This is a genomic window from Haloarcula pellucida (genome assembly GCF_014647235.1).
GTDB lineage: Archaea > Halobacteriota > Halobacteria > Halobacteriales > Haloarculaceae > Haloarcula > Haloarcula pellucida.
In genome coordinates this window covers 87,259-110,949 of record NZ_BMOU01000006.1, presented here as the reverse complement: position 1 = coordinate 110,949, position 23,691 = coordinate 87,259, and the positions used below count along the sequence as shown (strand labels likewise).

The 23,691-nt window shown below is 66.7% G+C and carries 26 protein-coding genes; 16 read left to right on the top strand and 10 right to left on the bottom strand.

Features of this window, described 5'->3' with window-relative positions:
• Positions 1–53 precede the first annotated feature (53 nt).
• Genes IEY28_RS17265 through IEY28_RS17250 form a run of 4 tightly spaced genes read right to left on the bottom strand, consistent with a single transcriptional unit; the run spans position 54 to position 2,556 of the window.
• Positions 54–842: an energy-coupling factor ABC transporter ATP-binding protein gene (locus IEY28_RS17265; protein ID WP_189000820.1), complete on the bottom strand. Its 789-nt coding sequence runs from the start codon at positions 840–842 to the stop codon at positions 54–56.
• Positions 839–1,630 carry a cobalt ECF transporter T component CbiQ gene (gene cbiQ, locus IEY28_RS17260; protein WP_189000817.1) on the bottom strand — a complete coding sequence of 264 codons (792 nt, stop codon included), beginning with the start codon at positions 1,628–1,630 and terminating at the stop codon, positions 839–841. Before cbiQ ends, IEY28_RS17265 begins: the two co-directional genes overlap by 4 nt.
• Entirely contained in the window at positions 1,620–1,919 is a 300-nt protein-coding gene (locus tag IEY28_RS17255; protein WP_189000814.1) for a PDGLE domain-containing protein, read from the bottom strand. Before IEY28_RS17255 ends, cbiQ begins: the two co-directional genes overlap by 11 nt.
• On the bottom strand, positions 1,912–2,556 hold the full coding sequence (locus IEY28_RS17250; protein WP_189000811.1) for an energy-coupling factor ABC transporter permease: 645 nt from the start codon (positions 2,554–2,556) through the stop codon (positions 1,912–1,914). The genes IEY28_RS17255 and IEY28_RS17250 overlap by 8 nt, the downstream gene beginning before the upstream one ends.
• 104 nt (positions 2,557–2,660) lie before the next feature.
• Between IEY28_RS17250 and nikR the strand changes: the two genes are divergently transcribed.
• The 12 genes from nikR (at position 2,661) to IEY28_RS17190 (ending at position 15,863) form a co-directional block, all read left to right on the top strand.
• A complete protein-coding gene (gene nikR / locus IEY28_RS17245) occupies positions 2,661–3,071 on the top strand; it encodes a nickel-responsive transcriptional regulator NikR (RefSeq protein ID WP_189000808.1) in 411 nt (136 codons plus the stop codon).
• Positions 3,072–3,380: 309 nt separating this feature from the next.
• Positions 3,381–4,658: an urea ABC transporter substrate-binding protein gene (locus IEY28_RS17240; protein ID WP_189000806.1), complete on the top strand. Its 1,278-nt coding sequence runs from the start codon at positions 3,381–3,383 to the stop codon at positions 4,656–4,658.
• A gap of 1 nt (position 4,659) precedes the next feature.
• Positions 4,660–5,598: an urea ABC transporter, permease protein UrtB gene (gene urtB / locus IEY28_RS17235; RefSeq protein ID WP_189000803.1), complete on the top strand. Its 939-nt coding sequence runs from the start codon at positions 4,660–4,662 to the stop codon at positions 5,596–5,598.
• On the top strand, positions 5,599–6,720 hold the full coding sequence (locus tag IEY28_RS17230; protein WP_189000800.1) for a branched-chain amino acid ABC transporter permease: 1,122 nt from the start codon (positions 5,599–5,601) through the stop codon (positions 6,718–6,720).
• Positions 6,720–7,514 carry an ABC transporter ATP-binding protein gene (locus tag IEY28_RS17225; RefSeq protein WP_189000797.1) on the top strand — a complete coding sequence of 265 codons (795 nt, stop codon included), beginning with the start codon at positions 6,720–6,722 and terminating at the stop codon, positions 7,512–7,514. Before IEY28_RS17230 ends, IEY28_RS17225 begins: the two co-directional genes overlap by 1 nt.
• On the top strand, positions 7,514–8,212 hold the full coding sequence (locus IEY28_RS17220; protein WP_189000794.1) for an ABC transporter ATP-binding protein: 699 nt from the start codon (positions 7,514–7,516) through the stop codon (positions 8,210–8,212). The genes IEY28_RS17225 and IEY28_RS17220 overlap by 1 nt, the downstream gene beginning before the upstream one ends.
• Positions 8,213–8,276: 64 nt before the next feature.
• The gene (locus tag IEY28_RS17215; protein ID WP_189000791.1) at positions 8,277–8,732 is read left to right on the top strand and encodes a Mov34/MPN/PAD-1 family protein; all 456 of its coding nucleotides are present in this window, start codon (positions 8,277–8,279) and stop codon (positions 8,730–8,732) included.
• Between the two features lie 286 nt (positions 8,733–9,018).
• Positions 9,019–10,575, top strand: a complete 1,557-nt coding sequence (locus tag IEY28_RS17210; protein ID WP_189000776.1) for a high affinity choline transporter 1 — start codon at positions 9,019–9,021, stop codon at positions 10,573–10,575.
• 251 nt (positions 10,576–10,826) lie between these two features.
• On the top strand, positions 10,827–11,849 hold the full coding sequence (locus tag IEY28_RS17205; RefSeq protein WP_189001378.1) for a phosphate signaling complex PhoU family protein: 1,023 nt from the start codon (positions 10,827–10,829) through the stop codon (positions 11,847–11,849).
• Positions 11,850–12,083: 234 nt separating this feature from the next.
• Positions 12,084–13,193: an agmatinase family protein gene (locus tag IEY28_RS17200; protein ID WP_189000773.1), complete on the top strand. Its 1,110-nt coding sequence runs from the start codon at positions 12,084–12,086 to the stop codon at positions 13,191–13,193.
• A gap of 458 nt (positions 13,194–13,651) precedes the next feature.
• Complete coding sequence (locus tag IEY28_RS17195) at positions 13,652–15,529, top strand: PINc/VapC family ATPase (RefSeq protein ID WP_189000771.1); 1,878 nt, start codon at positions 13,652–13,654, stop codon at positions 15,527–15,529.
• Between the two features lie 58 nt (positions 15,530–15,587).
• The gene (locus IEY28_RS17190) at positions 15,588–15,863 is read left to right on the top strand and encodes a ubiquitin-like small modifier protein 1 (RefSeq protein WP_189000768.1); all 276 of its coding nucleotides are present in this window, start codon (positions 15,588–15,590) and stop codon (positions 15,861–15,863) included.
• On the opposite strand, the gene IEY28_RS17185 is transcribed toward IEY28_RS17190, so the two are convergent.
• On the bottom strand, positions 15,860–16,255 hold the full coding sequence (locus IEY28_RS17185) for a MoaD/ThiS family protein (protein ID WP_189000765.1): 396 nt from the start codon (positions 16,253–16,255) through the stop codon (positions 15,860–15,862). The two genes, IEY28_RS17190 and IEY28_RS17185, sit on opposite strands and share 4 nt — an antisense overlap.
• A 91-nt stretch (positions 16,256–16,346) precedes the next feature.
• Between IEY28_RS17185 and IEY28_RS17180 the strand changes: the two genes are divergently transcribed.
• From IEY28_RS17180 to IEY28_RS17170, 3 genes are read left to right on the top strand one after another with little or no spacing between them, the layout of a single operon-like run.
• A complete protein-coding gene (locus IEY28_RS17180) occupies positions 16,347–16,715 on the top strand; it encodes a DUF7971 family protein (RefSeq protein ID WP_189000762.1) in 369 nt (122 codons plus the stop codon).
• Between the two features lie 53 nt (positions 16,716–16,768).
• Positions 16,769–17,023 (top strand): MoaD-like domain-containing protein, encoded by a 255-nt coding sequence (locus tag IEY28_RS17175; protein ID WP_189000759.1) that lies wholly within the window; start codon positions 16,769–16,771, stop codon positions 17,021–17,023.
• A gap of 2 nt (positions 17,024–17,025) precedes the next feature.
• Complete coding sequence (locus IEY28_RS17170) at positions 17,026–17,388, top strand: DUF8048 family protein (protein ID WP_189000756.1); 363 nt, start codon at positions 17,026–17,028, stop codon at positions 17,386–17,388.
• Here the strand turns inward: IEY28_RS17170 and IEY28_RS17165 are convergent.
• From IEY28_RS17165 to IEY28_RS17145, 5 genes are all read right to left on the bottom strand, one after another.
• Positions 17,378–17,740, bottom strand: coding sequence for a DUF8159 domain-containing protein (locus IEY28_RS17165; protein ID WP_189000754.1), 363 nt, complete (start codon positions 17,738–17,740; stop codon positions 17,378–17,380). The two genes, IEY28_RS17170 and IEY28_RS17165, sit on opposite strands and share 11 nt — an antisense overlap.
• 75 nt (positions 17,741–17,815) lie before the next feature.
• On the bottom strand, positions 17,816–19,759 hold the full coding sequence (locus IEY28_RS17160) for an aldehyde ferredoxin oxidoreductase family protein (protein ID WP_189000751.1): 1,944 nt from the start codon (positions 19,757–19,759) through the stop codon (positions 17,816–17,818).
• A gap of 102 nt (positions 19,760–19,861) precedes the next feature.
• The gene (locus IEY28_RS17155; protein WP_229783173.1) at positions 19,862–20,830 is read right to left on the bottom strand and encodes an ABC transporter ATP-binding protein; all 969 of its coding nucleotides are present in this window, start codon (positions 20,828–20,830) and stop codon (positions 19,862–19,864) included.
• Entirely contained in the window at positions 20,827–21,801 is a 975-nt protein-coding gene (locus IEY28_RS17150) for an ABC transporter permease (RefSeq protein WP_189000748.1), read from the bottom strand. Before IEY28_RS17150 ends, IEY28_RS17155 begins: the two co-directional genes overlap by 4 nt.
• 44 nt (positions 21,802–21,845) lie before the next feature.
• Complete coding sequence (locus IEY28_RS17145) at positions 21,846–22,916, bottom strand: substrate-binding domain-containing protein (RefSeq protein ID WP_189000745.1); 1,071 nt, start codon at positions 22,914–22,916, stop codon at positions 21,846–21,848.
• 65 nt (positions 22,917–22,981) lie between these two features.
• Here IEY28_RS17145 and IEY28_RS17140 point away from each other — a divergent pair, with 65 nt between their 5' ends.
• Positions 22,982–23,689, top strand: a complete 708-nt coding sequence (locus IEY28_RS17140; protein ID WP_189000742.1) for a TOBE domain-containing protein — start codon at positions 22,982–22,984, stop codon at positions 23,687–23,689.
• Positions 23,690–23,691: the final 2 nt, after the last annotated feature.

Sequence of the window (23,691 nt, the reverse complement as noted above, 5' to 3'; positions counted from 1 at the left end):
ACTTTCACCAGCTTGTCGTTCTCACCCGTACTCGTCTGGACGTTCGTCCACAATCAGTCGCCGAGTCGGGCCCGCGCCTCGGCAACCGTCAACGGCACGTCCTCGCGGCCGTCGAAGAGGCGAACGACCTGCGGCGGGCGGAGGTCACAATCGGTCAACAGGTCGGTGTCGGTCAGTATCTCGCGGGTCGGTCCCGTCGCGGCCACCTCGCCAGCGGCGTCGAGCAGCACCACGCGGTCTGCGACGTGCGGGACCAGTTCCGTATCGGGCGTGGACGTGACGAGGGTGACGCCGTCCGCCGAGAGGGCCGACAGCAGGGACAGTATCTCGGCGCGGTTGGCCGCGTCGACGTTGCTCACCGGTTCGTCCAGCAACAGGACGGCGGGTTCGACGGTCAGCGCACTCGCCAGTGCGGCCCGTCGCTGTTCGCCGCCGCTGAGGCGGAACGGCGGCTTCGACAGGAGGTCCCCGAGGTCTAACTGGTCGGCCACGCGCTCGACGCGCCGGTCGACCTCCACGGCCGAGAGGTCCTGCTGGCTCGGGCCGTAGGCGAGGTCCTCCCTGACGGTGGGGTTGAACAGGTAGTCCGCGGGGTTCTGCGTGAGGACGCTCAGACGGTCCCGGACCGCGTCGGCGTCGGTCGTCTCGCCGAAGTACCGGACCGTCCCGGCGTCGGGGTCGACGAGGCCGCCGAGCAACTGGAGGAGCGTGCTCTTACCGGCGCCGTTGGGCCCGAGGAGGGCGACCCGTTCGCCCGCCTCGACGGTCACGTCGACGCCGTCGACGGCGAGGGTTCCGTCCGGGTAGGCGTAGCGCAGGCCGGTCGCCTCGATAGCGGTCACGCGAACCCCACCCCGGCCACGGTGGCGAGGACGACCAGACCGAAGGCGGCGTCGGCGGCACCCAGCGAGTCACGCGACCGGGCCGGCGTCGTTCCCGTGCCACCGCGGGCGCGGGCGGCCCGCTGGACGCGCTCGCCGCGTTCGAGGCTCCGGAGGAGGAAGGTTCCGACGAAGTTGCCCGAGTCGCGCCACGTCCGTCGCAGGTTCGGGTCTGCGAGCGTGCGACCGCGACGGGCGCGGACCATCCGCTCCAGTTCCGCGAAGAACAGCAGGAGGTACCGGTAGGTGATGGCCAGCAGCGAGACGGCGACGGTCGGCGCGCGGAGACGACGGAGCGCGGCCAGCAGGTCGGCAAAGCGCGTCGTCAACAGGAGCACGGAGAGGAAGCCGACGCAGGCGGCCACGCGCACCGTGAACGTCGCGACGTAGTCGACCCCGGCGACCGACAGCGGTACCCAGTCGAGCGTCGGCCCGCCCATCAGGACCGCCTGTGGCGCGACGACGACCAGCGCGAACGTCGGCGGGCCGGTCACCCGCCCGAAGAAGGTCCGGGCCGGCACCCGGGAGAGGACGGCGAGCGCGACAGCCACGCCCGCCAGCGCGGCGACAGTCGAGAGGTCGCGCTGGACGACCGTGACCGTGACGAGGGCGAGGACGCCCAGTAGCTTGACGCTCGGCGCGACGGCTTGCAGGAACCCGCGTCGGTCGGGGACGTCCTCGGCCAGCAGGAACCACCGCGCTCGGGTCGCGATACCCGCGACGGTGCGGTCCAGCAGGTCAGTCCGCATCCGCGTCGGCCCCCAGCAGTCGGCCGAGTACAAGCGCGGCCAGCAGCGTCAGCGCCGTCCCGACGACGGCCGAGACGAACGTCCCCATCGCACTGCCGAGGCCCGGCACGGCGTAGTCCGGGAGCGGTGCGCTCACGGTGGACTCGGCGTCGTCCGTCGCACCCGTGGCCTCGGCGGCGTTCTCCAGCGGTTCGGCGTAGCCGACCTGTCCGGCCGCCCACCCGAACACCGGTGCGAGCAGCGTCAGGGCGAGCAAGAGCGCGAGCGCCTTCGGCAGCCACTCACGCATCGGCAGCCACCTCCGAGACGGCGTCCGGTCGGAGGTCCGGGCGGGCGCGGGCGAGGTAGCGGTAGACGACGGCGGTGATAGCACCCTCGACGAGGCCGAGGACGAGGTGGCCGACGCCCATGATAGCCACCGTCGTCAGCAGTTGGTACTCGAACGCCGAGGAGAGGCCCAGTTGGACGGCGGCGGTGAGCGCCCCGGCGGTGATACCCAGCCATCCGGCGGCGAAGGCCGCGCGGAACTCGCCGTAGGGGGCGAGGAGACGATAGACGGCGTAGCCGACGTACACCTCCACGATAGCCATGTTGAACACGTTCGCGCCGAGGACGACGAGGCCGCCGTCGCCGAAGACGAGCGCCTGAATCGTGACGACGGTGGCGAGACAGAGCGCGCCCAGATGTGGGCCGAGCAGGATTGCGGCGAACGCGCCGCCGACGAAGTGCGCGCTCGTCCCGCCCGGGATGGGCCAGTTGAGCATCTGTGCGGCGAAGACGCCAGCGGCCACGACGCCGAGCAGCGGCGCGCGTGCGTCGGACACCTCGCCACCGACGCGTCGGGCGGCGACAGAGAGGACCGCGACGGAGAGTACGGCACAGAACACGGCGATAGACAGGTCCACGTATCCGTCGGGGATGTGCATATCGTTGGGTCCTCAGCGCGACAAATAATACTTCTGTATCGCGCAGTATTACTGTCGGCGGCGGGGTGGCCAGCCATATTAGCCCCACCGTCGTACGCCGGAGTATGACCGACGACATCGACCGCATCAGCCTCACGCTCCCGGCGTCGATGGTCGACCGACTCGACGGCATCGTCGACGACTGGGAGTACGCCAGTCGGTCCGAGGCGATTCGGGACTCGCTACGGGACTTCTTCGCAGACTACGAGTGGGAGACCAGCGGCGGCGAGCGCCACCACGGGACCATCGTGGTCGTCCACGACCACCACGTCTCCGGTATCGCCGACGACCTCCAGACCATCCAACACGAGATGGCCGAAGCCATCACCTCCGTCCAGCACATCCACCTCTCACACGACACCTGCATGGAGACGCTCGTCGTCGAGGGGGCGGCCAGCGAGATCACGGAACTCGCCAACCGACTCCGCGCACTCAGCGGCGTCCAGCAGGTGAAAGTCGTCGTCGTCGACGAGTAGGACAGTTCGCGGCACCATTTTCCGCCTCCGCGCCCGCCATCCGGAAAGTTTGTAGATTTGCAAGATTATCGCCCCGAATCGTTCGTACATCTCGTTTTCTTCCCTGTCCTAACACATCCTTATACTCCCCACACGATATGAAGGAGAGTATAAGATTGGATGAGTAAACCTTATTTACGTACTGCTGAAGGGGAAGGACGTGAACGAAATCATGGACGAACGTCCGAGTATCAGCGAGAAACGTGTTGGTACGTACACTAAAGCCGTCATTAAGGTGAACGATTCTGCCCCATCTTCGGAGGCAAACGTATGACCGACGGCCTCACGAATCGGCGTGGCTTCCTCGCCTCGTCGGCGGCGCTGGCCGGCACCGCACTGGCCGGGTGTTCCGGCGGGTCGGCCTCGGGTGACGACACGCTCACGCTCGGTGTACTCGAAGACCGGTCGGGCAACTTCGCGCTGGTCGGCGACCCGAAACACAAGGCGTCGATGCTGGCCATCGAGGAGATAAACAACGACGGCGGCATCGACGGCAAGCAGATAGAGGTGTTCGACCCGGACCCCCAATCCGACAACCAGCGGTATCAGGAACTCACCCGCCGGGCCATCAACCAGAAAAACGTCGACGCGCTGTGGGCCGGCTACTCCTCTGCGACCCGTGAGGCCATCCGCCCCATCATCGACCGCGAGGACCAGTTGTACTTCTACACGACCCAGTACGAGGGCGGCGTCTGTGACAAGAACGTCTTCGCCGTCGGGCCGACGGCCCGCCAGCAGTTGGGGAGCGTCCTCCCGTACCTCGTCGAGGAGTACGGGCCCAAAATCTACACTATCGCCGCGGACTACAACTTCGGTCAGCTATCGGCCGACTGGGTCAAGGTACTGGCCGACGAGAACGACGCCGAGGTCATCGGCGAGGAGTTCATCCCGCTGTCGAACTCCCAGTTCGGGTCGACAATCAACCGCATCCAGTCGGCCGAACCCGACTTCGTGATGTCGATGCTCGTCGGCGCGAACCACACCTCCTTCTACGAGCAGAAGGCCTCCGCCGGCCTCGACGTCCCCATCGGCACCTCGACGGCGATGGCACAGGGGTACGAACACCGCCGGCTGGACCCGCCCGCGATGGCCAACATCTACGCCGGGGTCAACTACATGGAGGAGATTCCGACGAACCGCAACACGAGCGACGGCGGCTTCGTCGACCGCTACTACGAGAAGTTCCCGGACGCCCCCTACCTCAACGAGGAGGCGGAGAACAACTACTTCTCCATCTACATGTACAAGAAGGCCGTCGAGCAGGCCGGGACGACCGAACAGCCGGAAGTGAGGGAAGCCCTCGAATCGGGTATCACCTACGAGGCCCCCGAAGCCCCGGACGGCGAGTCCATCAAACTCGACGGCGCGACCCACCACGTCGACCACCACATGTGGGTCATGCGCGCCGACGACCAGCACAACGTCGAGGCCGTCGACGACCGGGTCATCCCGGAGACGTTCCTCTCGGAGACGGTCGGCTGTGACCTCACCCAAGAGGACGAGGAGACGCAGTACACCCCGCAGGACTTCTACGAGGAGGCCGGATAGCATGGTCAACGGGCTCAACCTCCTGTTCCAGTTCCTCGATAGCTTCGCCTTTATCGTGCTGGCGGCGGCGGGGTTGGCCATCATCTTCGGCATCATGGGCGTCATCAACCTCGCCCACGGCGAGTTCATCATGGTCGGCGCGTACGCGACGACGCTGGCGAACATCCGCGCGGGCCTCCCGCTTCCCGCCGCGATGCTGGTCGGCGTCCTCGTGACGGCCGGCTTCGGCCTCGTCGTCGAACGAGTCGTCATCTCGGGCACCGTCCCGAACGCTCTCAGTCAGCGGTTCCTCGGCCGCAAAGTCATCGAACCGCTGTACGACCGACTCGCCGACTCGATGGTCGCGACGTGGGGGCTCTCGCTCATCATGGTCCAGGGCGTCCGTATCACGCTGGGCAACTCGCTGGACCAGATCGGGACGCCGCTTGGCAACATCGCCTACAGCGGCTTCTCGTACTCGACGTATCGCGTCATGCTCGCCGCCGTCGCACTGGGCGTGCTGGCACTGACCTACTACGTGTTCACCCGCACCGAGTACGGGATGCGCGCCCGCGCGACGATTCAGGACGAGGACACCGCCCGAGCGCTGGGCGTCGACACCGAACGCACCTACATGACGACGTTCGCTATCGGGTCCGGACTGGCCGGCCTGACGGGCGCGCTGTACGCCCCGACCATCACGATGGTCCCCGGGCTGGGCAGTTCGTTCCTCGTCGAGGCGTTCGTCGCCGTCGTCGTCGGCGGCCCCAGCGTGGTGCTGGGGACGACGCTGGCCGGCGGCCTGCTGGGCGCTATCAACGCGACCGTCTCGAACGTCCTCGGGACGTTCTTCGGGCGCATCGCGCTGCTCGTGACCGCCATCGTGATGATCCGGTTCCTGCCGGACGGCATCACTGGCTTCGTCGAGACGCTTCGGGAACGCAGACAGGAGGGCGCGTAGATGGCGACGGAAACGAGCGGCGCTGGTCCGGCAGACGCCGGCGACAGCGGCGCCCTCGCCGGCCTCCGAAGTCGCTTCGAGGGCCCCAACACCGTCGGGAACTCCCGCGGGTTCTGGGTCGGCTTCCTCGTGGCCGTCCTCGCGCTGGCGGCGTACCCGTTCGTCGTCGGGTCGTATCAGGCCTCGCGGTTCTCGCTGTTTCTGGTGTACGCCTTCCTCGGCCTCTCGCTGTCGGTCGTGTGGGGCTACGCGGGCGTCCTCTCCTTCGGACAGGTGGTCTTTTTCGGCGTCGCCGGCTACACGTTCGGCGTCGTCTCGGTGAACTTCGCCACGCCGGCGGGCATCACCGGCGCGTTCCTCGTCGGCGTCTTCGGCGGCGCGCTGATGGCGTTCGTGCTGGGCTATTTCATGATCTACGGGGGCGTGCGTAACGTCTACGTCACCATCATCACCCTCGTCTCGACGCTCGTCTTGCACACGTTCATGGCCCAGACGGCCGGCGACGAGTGGACCATCGGCGAGGCGGCGCTGGGCGGGTTCAACGGGATGCCGACCATCCCGAACCTCGCCTTTGGCGTCGGCGGCGCGTCGATTACGTTCAGCAGCATGACCTTCTACTACCTCGTGTTGGGGCTGCTCGTGGCGACGTATCTGGGTCTGCGGGCGCTCGTCAACTCGGACTACGGCCGCGTGATGGTCGCGGTCCGAGAGGACGAGGACCGCACCCGGATGTTCGGCTACGACGTCGAGCGCGTGAAACTCGCCGTGTTCACGCTGGGCGGCGCGCTGGCGGGCCTCTCGGGCGTGCTGTACGCCGCGTGGGGCAACTACATGAGTCCGGGCGTGTTCGAGTTGACGTTCGCCTCCCTGCCGGTCATCTGGGTGAGCGTCGGCGGCCGCAAGACCCTGCTGGGCGCGGTGACGGCCACCGTCGGCATCGAGTTCCTGCGGAACTCGCTGGGCGGCGAACTGGCGTTCGTCATCGTCGGCGTCCTCTTGCTGGTGTTCATCCTCGGTCTCCCCGGCGGTATCGTCCCGTGGGTCCACCGGACCTACGTCGAGATGCGAAGCGACGGCGCTACTCCGGAACCGCCTGAGGCGTCGGCAGAGGTGAGCGACTGATGAGTACGAACCAAGACGCATCCGGCGGACCGAACGTCCGCCAGACGGCCGCGGAACTGGCGACGGGCGACCGAACGGACACGCTGTTACAGACCGAGGACCTCCGCAAGGAGTTCGGCGGCTTTACCGCCACCGACGAGGTGGACTTCTCGGTCGCCGAGGGCGAGTTGCGGTGTCTCATCGGCCCCAACGGCGCCGGGAAGTCGACGCTGCTGAACCTCGTCACCGGCACCTACGACGCCTCGGGCGGGAGTATCTACTACGACGGTCACGACGTCACCGACCTCGACCCCCACCAGCGGGTCCGTAAAGGTATCAGCATGAAGTTTCAGGTGCCGTCGGTGTACGGCGACCTGACGGTGCGTGAGAACGCTCGCCTCCCCATTCAGCGGTTCGCCGACGGCGACGAGCGGCGTCGGCGGGTCGACGACGCCATCGAGGCCGCCGGCCTCGCGGGCTACGAACACGTCGACGCGAGCCAACTCTCCCACGGCCAGCAACAGCAACTCGAAATCGGGATGGCCGCCGCGCTCGAACCGGACCTCCTCCTGCTGGACGAACCGGTCGCGGGACTCGACGTGGCCGAACGCGAGGCCATCGCCGAGCGCGTCACCCGCCTCAACGAGGCGGAGGGCATCGCCTTCGTCGTCATCGAACACGACACGGAGTTCGTCGCGAACATCGCCGACGAGGTGACCGTGCTCCACAACGGCGAGATATTCCGCGAGGGCCCCATCGAGGCCATCGAGTCAGACCCCGAGGTCCAGCGCATCTACCTCGGAGGTGAGCACTGATGCTGGAACTGGACGGCGTCACCGCGGCCTACGACTCGACGCCAATCCTCCGGGACGTGGACCTCTCGGTCGAGGAGGGCGAGATCGTCGGCGTGATGGGGAAAAACGGCGTCGGCAAGACGACGCTGATGAAGACCATCATCGGCCTGCTCGAACCGTCGAGCGGGACGATTCGCTACGCCGGCGCAGACGTGACCGACGCGCCCGCCGACGAGCGCGCTCGCGCCGGGATGGGCTACATCCCGCAGGGCCGGGACGTGTTTCCGAAACTGACCGTCGAGCAGAACGTCCGGATGGGCGAGACGGTCAACGCCGACAGCGAGCAGACGCTGTACGACCAGATTTACGACTACTTCCCGGTCTTGGCGGAACGCGCCGACCAGCAGGCCGGCACGCTCTCGGGCGGCCAGCAACAGATGCTCGCCATCGCGCGGGCGCTCGTGTCGAACCCGGACCTTCTCTTGCTCGACGAACCGAGCGAGGGCATCCAGCCCTCCATCGTCGACCAGATCAGCCGCGACATGCAGGCCATCAACGACGACCTCGGGACGACGATTCTGTTCGTCGAGCAGAACCTCGGGGTCATCCGGGAGATGGCCGACCGCTGTTACGCGATGGAGCGCGGCGAAATCGTCGACGAAGTCGGCCCGACGACGCTGGCCGACGAGGACGCCATCGCCGAGTATCTGGCCGTCTGAGGGCTCGTTACTTCACCGCCGTTCGAAACGTACCTATGTCTTCCTGCCGTAGCGGTTATCCACTGTGTACGCGGTCCGTCGGCCCAGCGCGCTCGTCGTTCCCCAAGCGGTGCGAGCGGCGATAGCCGACGACGTGCGGACGGCCCACCCGCACGAGGCCGGCGGCTTTCTGGGCTGTGAGCGTCGCGACGGCCGCCTGTACGCCACGTCGCACGTCGCACTCGACAACGAGGCCGAAACGCCACGGCGACGGTTCGTCTCGACGGCCACCGACGCCGTCCCCCCGTCGCCGCGCGTGTTCTATCACTCCCACACGTCCGCGTCGACGCCCTCCGGACTGACGGGCGTCGACCGGCGCAACATTCCCGATTCGCTGGCACTCGTGGTGTTCGCACCCCACGGCGACCCGTACAGTTATCGACTGTTCCGTCGAGCGCTGTTCAACTGGCAGGAGGTCCCCGTCGAGACGGCCGAGGAGTCGGCGGCCGTCGGGCGCGAACGCCTTCCACGACTCGTCTGAGTGGTGTCACCGGACGCTCAAATCCTTATATTCTCTAAAGACGCTAGGGAGAGAAGTACCCCCCTCAGACTGTTCGTACATCCATCTATTAGTTCGAACAGTGGGTGTACGTTGGTCGTCAATCCCAGACGGTAAACAATGTCAGGGTAAGCCCTTTTTGTGGTGGTCGGTTCTCAACTTCTGTCCCAACTATGCGTACGAACGCCGACGGAATCCGTCTCGGAATAGCCGAATCGGGCACTGACTGCCGACACAACTGGACGTTCTGTAATGGGGGTGTCGGTCGGTGAGCGTCATCCTCTACGGACTGGTCGCGATGATTCTGGTGACGATGGGCGTCGGCCTCTACGTCGCCAAGAAGATAGAGGGCGACAGCGTCAACTACATCGTCGCCGGTCGGGGACTGGTACTGCCACTGGCGGCGGCGACGCTGATGGCACAGTCGCTGGACGCGAACGCGACGCTGGGGAATACGGACCTCACCGCCAGTTTCGGGTTCTGGGCCGGTGCGGCACTCCCCATCGGCCTCGCCGGGTGTCTGTTCCTCACCGGGCTGTTCTTCGCGAAACCGATGAACCGGATGGACCTGATGACGCTCCCGGACTTCTACCGCCGGAAGTACGGCCGGGTGACCGAAGTCATCGCGTCGCTCATCATGGTGCTGTCGTTCTCCCTCCTGCTGGGTGGGAACCTCGTCGCCGGCGGGTTCCTCTTCCAGACGTTCATGGGCACCACGTTCGTGCAGGGCGTGCTCATCATCTCCGCGGTGGTGTTCCTCTACACTATCGCGGGTGGCCTGTTCGCCGTGGCCTACACCGACGTGATTCAGGCCGTCGTCGCGCTCGCGGGCTCTATCGCCCTCATCGTCTACGTCGCGACGACGTACGGCATCACCATCCCGGAGGGGATGGGGCCGACGGCAATCGTCCAGATAAATCCCTTCGACAACTCCGCCGGGTCGTGGATAAACCTCGCGACCATCTTCGCGCTGGCGCTGGGTGACATCGTCGCCATCGACTTCATGGAGCGTGTGTTCGCCGCCGAGAGCCCGGAGACGGCACAGAAAGCCTGTTTCGCCGGCTCCGCGGGGACGCTCGTCATCGGCATCCCGTTCTCCATCGTGGCGCTGTCGGCCAACAGCATCCTCTCGTCCATCGGCGTCGAGGCCGGCAATCAGGCCGTCCTCTACGTCCTCCTGCAGGAGGCAGTTCCGTCGTGGCTGGCCGTCCTCGTACTGGCCGGAATCGTCGCCGCGTCGCTGTCGACCGGTGACGGGGCTATCCTCGGCACGTCGGCCGCACTGGCCCGGAACGTGCTGGGCATCCGCGACGAGGACTCGCCCGGCGAGGGCGTCGAGGCCGACGGCTCCGGCTTCCTCAGCAAGGGGTCGGACAAACTGCTCGCGGCGACGCGGGTGATGGCCGTCCCCATCACGATCCTCGGGGCGTTCTTCGCCATCCAGGTGAGCGCGACCGGGATGTTGCTAGTGTTGGCGTTCGACGTGGCCTTCGCCGGGCTGCTGGTCCCACTCGTGTTCGGCATCTACAAGCCCGACGTGGCGACGGCACCCGCCGCGCTGGCGGGGATGCTCTCGGGGTCGCTCACTCGGCTGTTCTTCTTCGTCACCATCCCGACGACGTACGCTATCCCGAACAACCTGCTGTACGTCGAGAACAGTCTCGTGCCGGCCGGGTGGGACGGACTGGTGACGTTCATCGCGCCGCTGGTCGGCCTGACCGTCTTCCTCACCGTCGCGTTCCTGACGAAAGACGACTACCCGACCCACAGCGTCACGGGACGGCAACAGCGGGCCATCGTCGCCGGTGGCGAAGAGGATGACTGACTACTCACCCGCCGACCGGTTCTTCCTGTTCGGCCTGGGCCTCCTCGTCGTCCTCCTCGGTGTGACCCTCGCCGTCGTTCTCGCGATAGGGTAGCGAACGTTCGTCCGCCAGTTCGGAATTTACCACGTATTGTGCCTACCATAAGTCGGAATAAGTTGCAGTTTCGACAGTGTATACAGATGAAAGTGAACGAAGTCGAACCACGTGTTCTCGGCGGGTGTGCCGGGCTGTGACTCCCGACGCCGTCCGGATGAAGCGGAAGGTCCAGCAACTCGGCTCCTCGACGTTGGCTGTGACCGTCCCCGCAGAGTGGGCCCGGCACCACGACATCGAGAAAGGTGACGAGATAATCGTCCAACGCGACGAGAACGGCGGGTCGCTGCTGCTGGTCCCCGAACAGCCGTCGATAGCGGACGTGGAAGCGACCGTCGACGCGGACGCGCTGACCAGTGACGCACTCGAACGGGCTATCGTCACCCAGTACGTCCTCGGCCGCCAGCTCATCCGTATCGAGGCGACGACGCCGCTCGGCCTCGAACACCGCAACGCCGTCCTCGGTGCCGAACGACGGCTGATGGGGCTTGGCATCGTCGAACAGGCCGAGACGACCGTCACCGTCCGCTGTTCGGTCGCGCCCGGCGACTTCGACCTGCCGACGTTACTCGGCCGACTCAGCCGAACCGAGGCGGCGATACGGAGCGACGCCGTGACCGCGCTACTGGACGGGGACCCTGAGGCCGCCGAGCAAGTCAGCGCCCGAAAGGGACAGGTCGAGAAGCTGTTCTACCTGTTCTTGCGACTGGTGTTCGCGACCTACCGGAATCCGCGACTCAATCAGGCGGTCGGGTTGGAGACTGGATTCCCCCTCATCGGCTACCGGTCGGTCGCACAGGACGTCGTATTGATGGCTGACGTGGCCGTCGAGATAGCGACGCTCGCGGCCGAGGGCGACGGCACGGTTCCCGACGCGACCACGGCCGAGGTCGTGACCGACCTCGCCGAGGCGCTGGACGAGGCCGCCAGTGCGACCAGAGCGGCCGTCACGACGCCGGACTACGAGGGGACCGAGACGGCCCGCGAGGCGTTCGACCGGGTCGACGAGTGCGTCGCCGCGGCGAACGACCACCTCGCCGCCGAGCGCCCGGAGCCACTGCTCGTCCTCCAGCGAGCGGTCACGCTCCTCGAACGGAGTGCCAGACACGCTCGCGACAGCCTCTCGGTCGCGACGCACCTCGCGTTCCGCGAGGACCCGGACCTCGTCACGAGCGAGTGACGCGCCCCCCGTTTCTCCGCCGCTCGACCGACCAGCGGCGCCGCCACCCAGCCGTCAGCCGCGCACGGTCCTAGAACACCTAGATGAGAGTCGAACGGTACATGCCTACGCATGGTCACCGGAGGGAGTATTACACATCCGAAGGAACGCTTTTCAGTACGATACGTCCATCCAGTAGTGTCGCAATCATCGGCCGAAGTGTGCCGAAAACGCGGCCGAAACACTACGATTACCATGTCCGAAGAACGCAACGGCGAAGACATCTACGGCGACAAGCACAAAGAGGCGAACGAACCCATCTTCAGCGGCATCCCGACGTTCCTCAAACTCCCGCAGGCCGACCGGGACGAACTCGACGAGGAGGACGTCGACGTCGGCATCCTCGGCGCGCCGCTGGACACGGCGACGACCATCCGCCCGGGGACCCGCTACGGGCCCCGCGCCGTGCGGGCCGCCTCGACGGTGCCCTCCCCACCGTACGAGCACTTCAACATCGAGACGGGCGTGGACCCGTTCGACACGTTCAGCGTGGCCGACACCGGCGACGCCACCGTGTCGCCGGGCGACACCCGCCAGAGCCAGTTGAACATCGAGGACGCCGTCTACGAGATCAGCGAGCAGGCCACCCCCATCGTCATCGGCGGCGACCACTCCATCTCCTACCCGGACATCAAGGGCTGGGCGGAGGCCAACGGCTACGAGGACATCGGCCTCATCCACTTCGACTGTCACGCCGACACCGGCGAGGACGGCCTCACCGGGTTCGAGTACGACCACGGCGCGTGGGTCAAGCGCGTCTACGACGAGGGCATCATGGCCGGCGAGAACTACACGCTCATCGGGCCGCGCGGGTTCTGGCCCGGCCCCGACACCTACGAGGACATGCGCGACGCCGGCATGAAGTGGTACACCGCGATGGAAGTCGGCGGGATGGACCTGGACGACATCGTCGCCGACGCCGTCCAGCGAGCGACCGACGGGACCGACGCCGTCTGGGTCTCCTTCGACGTCGACGTGATGGAGCCGGCCTACTGTCCGGGCACCGGCGAACCCGAACCCGGCGGCCTCATCCCCCGCGAGGCCATCTACATGGTCCGGGAAGTCGTCAAGGCGCTGGACCCCGAGGACTTCGGGTTCGACGTGGTCGAAGTCGCGCCCCAGTACGACGTGAGCGACACCTCCTCGTACAACGGCGGTATCACCAGCGGGTTCGCCAACCGCCTCATCATCGAAGTGATGGGGAGCATGGCTCTCGCAGAGAAGGGGCTGGAGTCCGGTGACCCCATCAAGCCTGAGGAACCCCTCGGCCCGACGGAGACGGCCGAGACGCCCGCCGACGACTGAGCCGCCCCCGTTTTGAGACGGGTCCGGCGCGGCACTTCCGCTCTCTTGCCCAACCGCGTCGACCCACTTTGCTCCCGCGTCGATTGACTACCGACCGTATCGACACGAACGCGGGCCCCTCTCGGTTCTCGGAACCAGAAAACGCCATACTGTCGCTGATTGGCCAGCCAGGCGGGTGGGACTGAAAGGGGCCGACCGCTCGGCGTTCGAGATCGTTCGAAAGGCCCAATGCACCTTTCGTGATGACGAGAGAGCTTTGCTCTCTCGAACCACGACGCAAGCACGCGAACGGAGTGAGCGCGCAGCGAGTCGCAGTAGCCGAGCGGTCGGGGGCTTTCTGCCTGTTCACAGCGTGGCCCGAGCGATTCAGTAGATAGGCGACGCAACTCACGGCTAGCACGCCACTCGCTAGCGCGGGCATCAGGACCCTTATCACGCGACAGGCACCTACTCCGCATATGGAAATCGTACCGGACACGAGCGTGGTCATCGACGGCCGCGTGTCCGACCAGATAGAAGCCGACGCCGCTCCCGACGGTGACGTGGACGGCATGGGCTTTGCCGGCGCGACGGTCGTCGTCCCCGAAGCCGTCGTCGGCGAACTCGAAGCACAGGCCAACGACGGCCGGGACACCGGCTGGGAGGGGTTAGAGGAACTCCAGCGTCTCGTCGACCTCGCCGACGAGGGCACCATCGACGTGGAGTACGTCGGCCGCCGTCCCGACGCCATCGAGAAGCGAGACGCCGGCGAGGGCGAGATAGACGCGCTCATCCGCGACGTGGCACAGAACCGTGGCGCGACGCTGGTGACCAGCGACGACGTACAGGCCGAGGTGGCCAGCGCCAAAGGGCTGGACGTGGAGTACATCGAGCCGCGCGGGCGTAGCGTCGACCGTCTCCAGATAGAGAACTTCTTCGACGAGGGGACGATGAGCGTCCACCTCAAGGTCGGCGTCCAGCCGTTCGCGAAGAAGGGCTCCATCGGCGACATGCACTACCAGCCGATTCGCGACGACCTCGCGACCGAGGCGGAGTTGCGCGAGTACGCCGACGACATCGAGGACGCCGCTCGCGCCTCCCCCGAGGGCTTTCTGGAACTCGACGAACCCGGGATGAGCATCGTCCAGTTCCGTGACCTGCGCATCGCCATCGCGCGCCCGCCGTTCTCGGACGCCATGGAGATTACGGCGGTCCGACCCATCGTCAAGACCGACCTGGACGACTACGAACACGCCGACGAACTCCGCGACCGCTTCACCGAACACCAGCGCGGCGTCCTCATCGCGGGGTCGCCCGGCGCCGGGAAGTCGACGTTCGCGCAGGCGGTCGGCGAGTTCCTCGTCGACGCGGACTACTCCGTCAAGACGATGGAGAAGCCGCGGGACCTGCAGGTCGGCCCGAACATCACCCAGTACACCGCGCTGGGCGGGTCGATGGAGAAGACGGCCGACTCCCTGCTGATGGTCCGCCCGGACTACACCATCTACGACGAGGTCCGCAAGACCGACGACTTCGAGGTGTTCGCGGACATGCGCCTCGCGGGGGTCGGGATGGTCGGCGTCGTCCACGCAACGCGGGCCGTCGACGCCCTCCAGCGACTCATCGGCCGCGTCGAACTCGGCCTCATCCCGCAGATCGTCGACACCGTCGTCTACATCGAGGCGGGCCAGGTCCACACCGTCTACGACGTGACGACCGAGGTGAAGGTCCCGCAGGGCCTGATGGAAGAGGACCTCGCGCGCCCGGTCATCGTCGTCCGGGACTTCGAGACCGGCCAGCCAGAGTACGAGATATACACGTTCAACCGGCAGGTCGTCACCGTCCCGCTGAACGAGGACGACGACGAACAGGACTCGGGCATCGACCGCCTCGCCAAACAGGAGGTCGAACGCGAGATTCGCTCCATCGCCCGCGGCCACGTCGACGTGGAACTCCGCGGCCCGAACAACGCCGTCGTCTGGGTCGAAGACGACGACATCCCGCAGGTCATCGGCAAGGGCGGCGGCCGCATCACCGACGTGGAGAACCGACTGGGCATCGACATCGACGTGCGGACCTTAGACGAGAAGCCCACCGGCCCCTCCGGCGGCCCCCAGACCGACAGCGGCGGGAAGCAGGGCGAAATCGTCCAACCGGAGGTCACCTCCCGCCACGTCAGGGTCCCGCTGGACGGCCACGCCGGCGACACCGTCGAGGTGCAGGCCGACGGCGAGTACCTCTTCACCGCCACCGTCTCTCGTGGCGGCGAGATTCAGGTCTCGCGCGGGTCGGGCATCGCCGAGGAGTTAGAGCGAGCCATCGACCGCGGCAAGACCATCACGGTCGTCCCGTCGTAGCGTCGACCGACCGCATCGCCGCTCTACATTTATACGGCCGTGTCCCTAGCACCCGCACATGGAAATCGAGTTGCGCTTCTTCGCGAACTTCCGGGCGACCGTCGGCCAGAAGATACTCCGCCGGGAGTTCGACGACGGCGCAGACGCCGGTGACGTCCTCCGGGCACTCGGCGAGGAGTACCCCGAGATGGAACTGTTCGAGTCCGACGACACCCTCCGGCAGTACCTGACGATTCTCCGGAACGGACGGGACATCGAACACATAGAGGGCCTCGACACCACGCTCGAAGACGGCGACGAACTCAGCGTCTTCCCGCCCGTCGCCGGCGGCTAACAGCAGAAGATGAACGGATAGAGGAGGCCGATCCGCTCGCCGCCGTCGAGTTCGGTGTCCAGTCCGTCCAGATGCTCGTTGAACTGGCCGTCGACGGTGACGCGGGCGTAACACCGCGTCTGGTCGCCCTCCGGGTTCTTCTTCCACGTCCCGGGCAGTGACTCCAGTTCCGGGGCCCATCCCTCGGTGGCGGCGTCGGACTCCGTCTCGGCGATGAGGAGGTCGGCCACGTCGTAGCGCTCACAGAACGCTTCGAGGAACGCCCGGAGCGTCGTGCCCTCGAAGGTATATTCCATGTGTGGCTCGCCGACGGCGTCTCTGACGTGACCCGTACATCGGACCTCGACGGTCGTCCGGGCCCGCTGTGTCCCCTCGTGTGCCGTCCCGTTCATGGAGGCGGCTAGGGCCAGCGCGGCTAAAACGGTGGGTGCGAACACGTTCGGGCGGGGCCGGGTTTAATTGCCCGCGGCTCCAGCAACGGGTATGGAGGACATCGAACTGGGGATTCCGGCGGGCATCGTCGACTCCTTGCCGGCCGACGGCGAGGACGCCAAACAGGACGTCCAGCGGGCCATCGCCGGGTGGGAAGGCGACATCAACGCGGCGCTCGACAGCGAGGACCCGGCGAGCGCCGTCGTCGACCTCGTCGAATACTTCGAGGACCGCTGGGAGGCCTACGACGAGTACGTCGTCGAGTTGCGGGCGTGGGGCCAGTCGCCCATCTACGCGATGGTGTGGCGGGACCTCACCGCGTCGATCATCCAGCAGATATACGACCACGCCGACCTCGCAGACCGCATCGACCGCGAGCGCAACGCCCGCATCGTCGACGACGGCATCCGGCCCGGATGACCCGGCACACGCGCCCCGAGGCGTTTAGTCGCGGCGGTGCCTAACGACTCGCGATGCGACGAGAACGGAGCTTCCGCGGTATCTCGATGCGACTCGCCCGGCACTATCTGGAGGGCCTCGGCGGGGAGGAGCGCGACGAGACCACCGTCGTCGCCGACGACTGGACCGCCGAGCTGTCGGCCGAAAAGGTCGGTATCGGGCCGACCATCGAACTGACCGAGGTGACCGTCGTCTTCGAGGGCGACGAGGAGACGCTGGACCCGCTCGTCGAGGAGTTCGCCCAGAAGGCGATGCGGGCCGGCGGGTAGCGATGAGCGACCACCCTATCGAGGCGCAACTGGTCCTCCTCGCGGGCACCCACGCGAGCGTCCCGCTGGACCGTCTCCCCAGCCTACTGGAGGGGGCCCAGCGCTACGTCTCGGACCATCGCACCGAGTACGAGCGGCGCTACGAGCGTATCGAGGGAGCCAGAGACGCCGACTACTACTGCGCCGAGACGGGGTACTGGGAGTCGGTCGGCGAGGAGTTGGGATTCAACAGACGGGAGTGGGAGGCGGTGCGGCGCGCGCACGAAGCGCAGTTCGAGCGGGACGGCCGGCGACTCGACAGAGAAGCGGAGTTCGAGTCGACGCTCGAACTCCGCGAAGTCGTGGCCGTCGACGCTACACGCTGAGCGTCTCCAACACCTTCTGGGAGAAGTCGGTCTGTGAGAGGTCGCCGTTGTGGAGGCCGTCGAACCACTCGGCGTCGACGTACCAGTAGCCCCGCACCTCGCCCTCTAAGTCGTGGACGGTGGCCTCGACGTCCGCCCCCGACCAGTCGTCGGCGTGGAGGTCACGCAGGACGTTGATGACGCGGCCGATCTCCGAGTGGGGGACCGACCCCGGTTCGGCCGCGATGGACTCGTAGGTGACCGCGTAGGTGTTCTCGTCGGCGCGCTCTTCGAACTCCTGTACGTAGACGCCGTGGCTCGTCAGTCGGGACTCGACCTGGAACTCGAAGTCGTCGAACTCGTCTTTGTGCATCAGTACTCACCACGTCTGCGGTTCACTCCGTTCACCGCGTCGGTCCGAGGGAGTTCCCCGACGGTCACTCCCTCGCTAGTCGTCGCTCGGTGCGGCCGCGCCGCCGGAACTGACGCCGGTGCCGGGGCCGACGTCGATGCCGAGGTCGTCGAGTTTCTCGTCGGGAACGACGCCGTCCTCCCAGTCCCGGACCTCGTAGTACTCGGCTTTCAGTTTGTCCAGTTCGGCGAGTTCGCCCTCGGAACCGCCCTGTGCGGGGATGGCGTTCTCGTTGCCCTCGACGAAGCGGTCCGGCAGGTCGTCGTCGCTCCCGTCGAAGCCCACGAGGTTGTTGTAGTAGCGTTCGAGGTTGTAGATGCGCTCGCCGGCCTCCATCAGGTCCTCCTCGCCGACGTCCAGTCCGGTCATGCCGTTGTACTGGAGGACGTACTCCTCGATGCCCTCCGCGAAGGCGTTGAACTTGCAGATGTCGAACGAGTCGCTGATGGCGTGGAGGTCCTGGAAGGTGGCACACAGTTCGCCCTTCCCCTCCCACTCGCGCGGGTCGACCTTCTCGGGGACGCCGAGAATCTCGGCAGCCGGGGTGTAGCCCCGGAGGTGGCAGGCCCCGCGGTTCGAGGTGGCGTAGCCGATGGCCATCCCCTTCATACAGCGGGGGTCGTAGGCGGCCATCGTCTGGCCCTTCACCGCCAAGGAGTTCTCGCTGGCGTCGAACTCCTCGGCGAGGTGGCTGGGGCCCTCGGCGAGGTGGTCCGCGAGTTCGCCGTCGCGGTGGCCGATGGCGTCGATCATGTCTATCATGGTGTCGGCGTCGCCCCAATCCAAGCCGTCCCCGAGGCCGTCGAGTTTGCCCTGCTCGGTCATCTCCATGGTCATCGCCATGGTGTTGCCCACGTCGATGGTGTCGACGCCGACGTCGTTACACCGTTCGAGCATCACGGCGATCTTATCGCGCTCGACGTGTCCGGAGTTCGGGCCGAGCGCCCACGCCGACTCGTACTCGTAGGACTCGGTGCGGACGTTCATCTCCTCACCCTTGTGCATCGCCTGCACCTCGACTTCCTTCTTGCAGGCGACCGGACAGGAGTGACAGGTCGGCTCGTCGACGAGGATGTTCTCCCGGACGTTCTCACCGGAGACGTCCTCGGAGTCGATGATGCGCTCGCCGTTGCCCTCCGTCTCGGACATCGACCGGGTCGAGGAGTACTTCGCGTTCTTCGTCGGGAGCCCGTCTATCTCCTCGGTGAGGTTCATCAGGACGTTGGTGCCGTACAGCGAGAGGCCCCCCTCGTTCGGGCCGGTGATGTCGGACTCCTGGATGACCTGCATCGCCTGCTTGTGGCCCTCCTGGAACGTCTCCTTGTCCTTCGGTTTGGGCATCTTCGTCGGGGACTTGACGACGACGGCTTTGAGGTTCTTGTTGCCCATCACACAGCCAGTGCCGCCCCGTCCGGAGGCCCGGTCGTCCTCGTTGATGATACAGGCGTACTTCACCTCGTTCTCGCCGGCCGGCCCGATGGCCATCGTCGAGAGGTTCTTGCCGTAGGCCCCCTCCACCTCGTCTTCGATCTCCTCGATGGTGTCGTGGATGCCCCAGCCCCACATGTGTGAGGCGTCGCGGAGTTCGACTTCGCCGTCCTCGACGACGGCGTACACCGGATGGTCGGCCTGCCCCTCGAACAGGAGGCCGTCGAACCCGGCCCACTTCAGGCGCGCGCCCGACCAGCCGCCGTGGTGTGAGTCGGTGACGGTGCCCGTCAACGGCGACTTCGTGCAGATGGCGATACGGCCGCTCATCGTCACCTGTGTCCCCGTCAGCGGCCCGTTCACGAACGCCAGCAAGTTGTCCGGACCGAGGGGGTCGACGTCCGGCCCTTGGTCGAAGACGTACTTTACACCCAAGCCGCGCGCGCCGATGTACTTCTTCGCGTCCTCCTCGTCTATGCCTTCGTAGGCGACATCACCCTCGCCGAGGTCGATTCGCGCCACGTGGTCCTGAAAGCCGCCGAGGTCAGTCATGAATATCTATGTTAAATCGGGCGCCGACTACACTTAACGGTTTACACTAGTTTGGCTACAGCCGTGGCTATTCGATGCCCGCCGGACGCTGGCGGGCGGCTCTCAGCAGACGTGGAGTCGGTCGCGGGGGAACGAGACGCCGACCGTCGCTCCCTCGTCAGGCGGTTCGTCGGCGAACGCCTCGACGGTCACGCCGTCGAAAGCGAGCGTCACGCGGCTGGTCGCGTCCTCGCGGACGACCCGTTCGACGGTCGCTTCCAGGTCGCCGCTGCCGCCGTTGAGTCGGACCGCCTCTGGGCGGACAGCGACGTGACTGTCCAGCGAGCCGTCACCGTTCAGCAGCGCGGCCAGCGACGGGGCGGCCGACAGGTCGACGACGTTCGAGCCCGTGAAGTTCGCCACGGTCGGCGACTCGGGCCGTTCGAATATCTCCTCGGGGGACCCTCGCTGGACGACCCGTCCGTCACGCATCACGGCGATGCGGTCCGCGATGGCCCGAGCAGTCGTTCGGTTGTGGGTGACGTAGAGCGCCGTCACGTCGGCCAGAATGTCGGCGAGGTCGTCGCGCAGCGACTGTCGAGTCGGCACGTCAAGCGCGGCCAGTGGCTCGTCCAGCAGCATCACGTCGGGTTCGACGGCCAGCGAGCGGGCAAGCGCGACCCGTTGTCGCTCGCCGCCCGACAACGTCGGCGGGTACCGGTCGAGCAGGTCGCCGACGCCGAGGTCGGTCAGGAGGGCCGCCGCGTCGGGCGTCCCCTCGTGGTAGCGAGCCCCGTACTCGACGTTCTCGCGGACGGTCATGTGCGGAAAGAGCGCGTAGTCCTGGAACACGAAGCCGAATCCTCGCTGTTCCGGCGGCCGGTCGTGCAGCGGGTCGCCGTCGCGGGTGACGACCCCCTCGTGGTCGTGGAAGCCCGCGATAGTCTCCAAGAGAAGCGTCTTGCCGCTGCCGCTGGGCCCCAACACGACGAGCGTCTCGCCGCTGTCGACTTCGAGGCTCGCGTCGACGGTGAACGCCTCGGCCCCGTCGGCGGTGAACGTCGACGCGACGTCGGCCTGCAAGAGACTCACGCGATTCCCCCCGAGGTGTCGTTGGTCAGGTACCTGACGACGAGGAAGATGAGCGCGGACACGCCCAACAGGATGAACGCGACCGCGCCGCTCTCGGCTAAGCCGCCCTGTAGGTAGGTGCTGTAGACGAACACGGGCGCGTGCTGGGTGGTCACCTTCTCCCCGGCGGGGAGGTAGAAGAACTCCACGCTGTAGGCGACGACGGCGACGGCCCCGAACTCGGAGACAGCACGGGCCCACGCCAGCACGCCGCCGGTGACCATGCCACGGACCGCCAGCGGGCCGGTGACCCGGCGGAACGTCTCCCAGCGGTTGGCCCCGTGGATTCGGGAGGCGTATGAGAGCCGGTCGTCGATGGCCTCGAACGCCTCGCGGGTGGCGTTGACCGCGTAAGGGGCCGAGACGAACACCATCGCCAGCACGACGCCGACCATCGTACCGAGTATCGATAGCTGCGGGAAGGCTCCGCCCTTACCGAACCCGAAGAGGATGAGGATCCCGGCGACGGAGTGGGGCACCACCAGCGGGAGGTCGACGAGGCTCTCGACCAGCGGTTGGCCGGCAAAGCCCTCGGCCAGCAGGTGTGCCAGCGGGATGCCGAGCAGGAGACTCACGATCGCCGCCAGCAGCGGGCCGTACACGCCGAGATACAGCATCCGGTGGACGTCCGGGCTGACCGCCTTCTCGGCGATTATCGACGGCTGCTGGCGGGCGACGAAGAGGAACAGCGGCAGCCCGAGCGCGACCAGTAGCACGCTACTGATGGTGGCCGAGGCGACCGCGAACGACGAGCCATCCAGCAGGTACGCAGTCACCGCCGTGCTCCCGATCATGAAGTAGGCGTACCACGTCGGATGGCCCGCGGTGTAGGTGGCAGCGAACGCCACCGCCTGAACGAGGATGAACGCCAGTACCTGCGGTGTCCGACCGAGCCGCTTGCCGTCGAAGCGTCGTTCTGTCTCAGTTGCCATCGTGGGTCGTGCTGGGTAGCTCGTTCATGAGTCGTCGCCGGGATCTACAGCTCCAAGGGGCCGAGAGTGGACTTGGCGCTGGCGACGTCCATCACGGAATCGGGTACTGCGTCCTGCCCGCTCTCGGGCACGACGATGGGGTCGACGGGGACCAGCCCCTTGTTCTGGAGAATCTCCCGGCCGGATTCGGTGGCGAAGTACTCTATCCACTGTGCGCCGCGGCCCGGGGCCTCGGCGACGTCGGGTACCGTGAGCCCGTACGCGATGGGCGCGCCAGTGAAGGTCCCCGAGTCGGTCTCGACCTCGGCCTTCGCGTAGTGTTCGGCGTACTTGCTCGTCGCCTTCGAGAGGTCGACCTCGGGTTGGAGGTCGACGTAGGGCATGTCGGCGGTGCTGGAGATGGACTGGTAGTAGAAGGCGTAGTCGAGCGCGCCGCTCTGGAGCTGGCCCTTGAGTTTGGTCTCGGTCCCAGTCGGCACCGTCGAGTTCTCTCGCATCTTCTCGAAGGTTGCCTCGTCGTACAGTCGTTCGCCGTCCAGCGTCTCCTTCCCGAGTTGCTGGGTCATCACCGCGCGGTAGCCGCCGGGATCGACTGCCGGGTCCGCATGGCCGACTGTCACGTCGTCCCGGGTGAGAATCTCCCACCAATTGTCCGCCGAGATCTCGTCCGCCCCGGGCGAGTCCTCGCGGTACTGTATCGACATCGAGTTCGTCGTGAAGATGGCGTACCAACTGCCGTAGTCCGGCAGGATGCGGTTACGGATGAGTCGGAAGTCAGAGACCCCCAGCACGTCCGCCGTCCGGCCCTGCTGGGTTATCTTCTGCGTCGAAGCGACCGATCCCTTCGGTTCGCGGTTCACGTCGACGCCGAACTCCTCCTCGAACCCAGGTTCGGCCTCGCTGAACGGCGGCGCGAGCGACCCGGCGTGGAAGATAGTCATCGAGTCGGCCATCCCGCCGCCGGACGTGGTGGATGTCGTGCCGCCTTCCCCGCCATCGCTCTCGCCGTCGGTGTCACCGCTCCCGCCGTCGCCGCTACACCCTGCGAGGCCGAGGGCAACTGTCGCCCCGACGCTCCCGAGGAAGGTGCGTCTACTGCGTCGCTGTTTCGACATGGATACATCGGTATTGTTACCAATCGTTCATAATGGTTTTCCCGGACGGCGTGACAATTGGTTGTATGGACGCCAGCGTCGACGCACAGTTACAGTCTGACGGCGTCGCCTTCACCGCGGCCGACGCCGAGTTGCTCCGGGCCATCCGAGACGCCGGGTCGGTCGCCGGAGCGAGCGAGGCCCTCGGTCGCTCTAGAGCGCGGGCACTGGACCGCATCGAAACGCTGGAGGAGGCCTACGGCCCGCTCGTCGAGCGACGACGCGGCGGTGCGACCGGCGGCGGGAGCGACCTGACCGAGACGGCCGCGTCGCTCCTCTCGCGGTTGGCCCGCCTGCAAGCGACGCTCGCGGGGACAGCCAGCGTCGAGGAGTGCGTGATTCCGGGTCGGGTGACCGAACGGGACGGCGAACTCGGCGTCGTCGCTACCGATGCCGGCGACCTGCGGGCCCGACTGGTAGCGCGGGACGGCGGCGACGTGCCTGAGGTGGACTCGCCGGTACAGGTCAGCGTCCGGTCGGACGCGGTGACGCTGCACGCGCCAACGGACGCGCCTGCCGCCGGGGGTACGAGCGCGCGAAACCGATTCGAAGGGACCGTCGTCGGCGTCGACGCGGGCGAGACTATCGTCTGTGCGACCATCGATATCCGGACGCCCGACTCGCTGTCGGCACTGCTCACGCACGAGAGCCTCGACCGACTCGACCTCCGCCCGGGGAGTCGCGTCGTGGCCTCGTTCAAAGCGACCGCCACCCGTGCGATAGCGGCCGACTGAGT

Excerpts from the sequence above, each read along its gene's own strand:
- cbiQ (WP_189000817.1), bottom strand. The coding sequence starts at position 1,630 with ATGCGGACTGACCTGCTGGACCGCACCGTCGCGGGTATCGCGACCCGA.
- IEY28_RS17255 (WP_189000814.1), bottom strand. The coding sequence starts at position 1,919 with ATGCGTGAGTGGCTGCCGAAGGCGCTCGCGCTCTTGCTCGCCCTGACG.
- IEY28_RS17250 (WP_189000811.1), bottom strand. The coding sequence starts at position 2,556 with ATGCACATCCCCGACGGATACGTGGACCTGTCTATCGCCGTGTTCTGT.
- nikR (WP_189000808.1), top strand. The coding sequence starts at position 2,661 with ATGACCGACGACATCGACCGCATCAGCCTCACGCTCCCGGCGTCGATG.
- IEY28_RS17240 (WP_189000806.1), top strand. The coding sequence starts at position 3,381 with ATGACCGACGGCCTCACGAATCGGCGTGGCTTCCTCGCCTCGTCGGCG.
- urtB (WP_189000803.1), top strand. The coding sequence starts at position 4,660 with ATGGTCAACGGGCTCAACCTCCTGTTCCAGTTCCTCGATAGCTTCGCC.
- IEY28_RS17230 (WP_189000800.1), top strand. The coding sequence starts at position 5,599 with ATGGCGACGGAAACGAGCGGCGCTGGTCCGGCAGACGCCGGCGACAGC.
- IEY28_RS17225 (WP_189000797.1), top strand. The coding sequence starts at position 6,720 with ATGAGTACGAACCAAGACGCATCCGGCGGACCGAACGTCCGCCAGACG.
- IEY28_RS17220 (WP_189000794.1), top strand. The coding sequence starts at position 7,514 with ATGCTGGAACTGGACGGCGTCACCGCGGCCTACGACTCGACGCCAATC.
- IEY28_RS17205 (WP_189001378.1), top strand. The coding sequence starts at position 10,827 with ATGAAGCGGAAGGTCCAGCAACTCGGCTCCTCGACGTTGGCTGTGACC.
- IEY28_RS17200 (WP_189000773.1), top strand. The coding sequence starts at position 12,084 with ATGTCCGAAGAACGCAACGGCGAAGACATCTACGGCGACAAGCACAAA.
- IEY28_RS17195 (WP_189000771.1), top strand. The coding sequence starts at position 13,652 with ATGGAAATCGTACCGGACACGAGCGTGGTCATCGACGGCCGCGTGTCC.
- IEY28_RS17190 (WP_189000768.1), top strand. The coding sequence starts at position 15,588 with ATGGAAATCGAGTTGCGCTTCTTCGCGAACTTCCGGGCGACCGTCGGC.
- IEY28_RS17185 (WP_189000765.1), bottom strand. The coding sequence starts at position 16,255 with ATGAACGGGACGGCACACGAGGGGACACAGCGGGCCCGGACGACCGTC.
- IEY28_RS17180 (WP_189000762.1), top strand. The coding sequence starts at position 16,347 with ATGGAGGACATCGAACTGGGGATTCCGGCGGGCATCGTCGACTCCTTG.
- IEY28_RS17175 (WP_189000759.1), top strand. The coding sequence starts at position 16,769 with ATGCGACGAGAACGGAGCTTCCGCGGTATCTCGATGCGACTCGCCCGG.
- IEY28_RS17170 (WP_189000756.1), top strand. The coding sequence starts at position 17,026 with ATGAGCGACCACCCTATCGAGGCGCAACTGGTCCTCCTCGCGGGCACC.
- IEY28_RS17165 (WP_189000754.1), bottom strand. The coding sequence starts at position 17,740 with ATGCACAAAGACGAGTTCGACGACTTCGAGTTCCAGGTCGAGTCCCGA.
- IEY28_RS17160 (WP_189000751.1), bottom strand. The coding sequence starts at position 19,759 with ATGACTGACCTCGGCGGCTTTCAGGACCACGTGGCGCGAATCGACCTC.
- IEY28_RS17150 (WP_189000748.1), bottom strand. The coding sequence starts at position 21,801 with ATGGCAACTGAGACAGAACGACGCTTCGACGGCAAGCGGCTCGGTCGG.
- IEY28_RS17145 (WP_189000745.1), bottom strand. The coding sequence starts at position 22,916 with ATGTCGAAACAGCGACGCAGTAGACGCACCTTCCTCGGGAGCGTCGGG.
- IEY28_RS17140 (WP_189000742.1), top strand. The coding sequence starts at position 22,982 with ATGGACGCCAGCGTCGACGCACAGTTACAGTCTGACGGCGTCGCCTTC.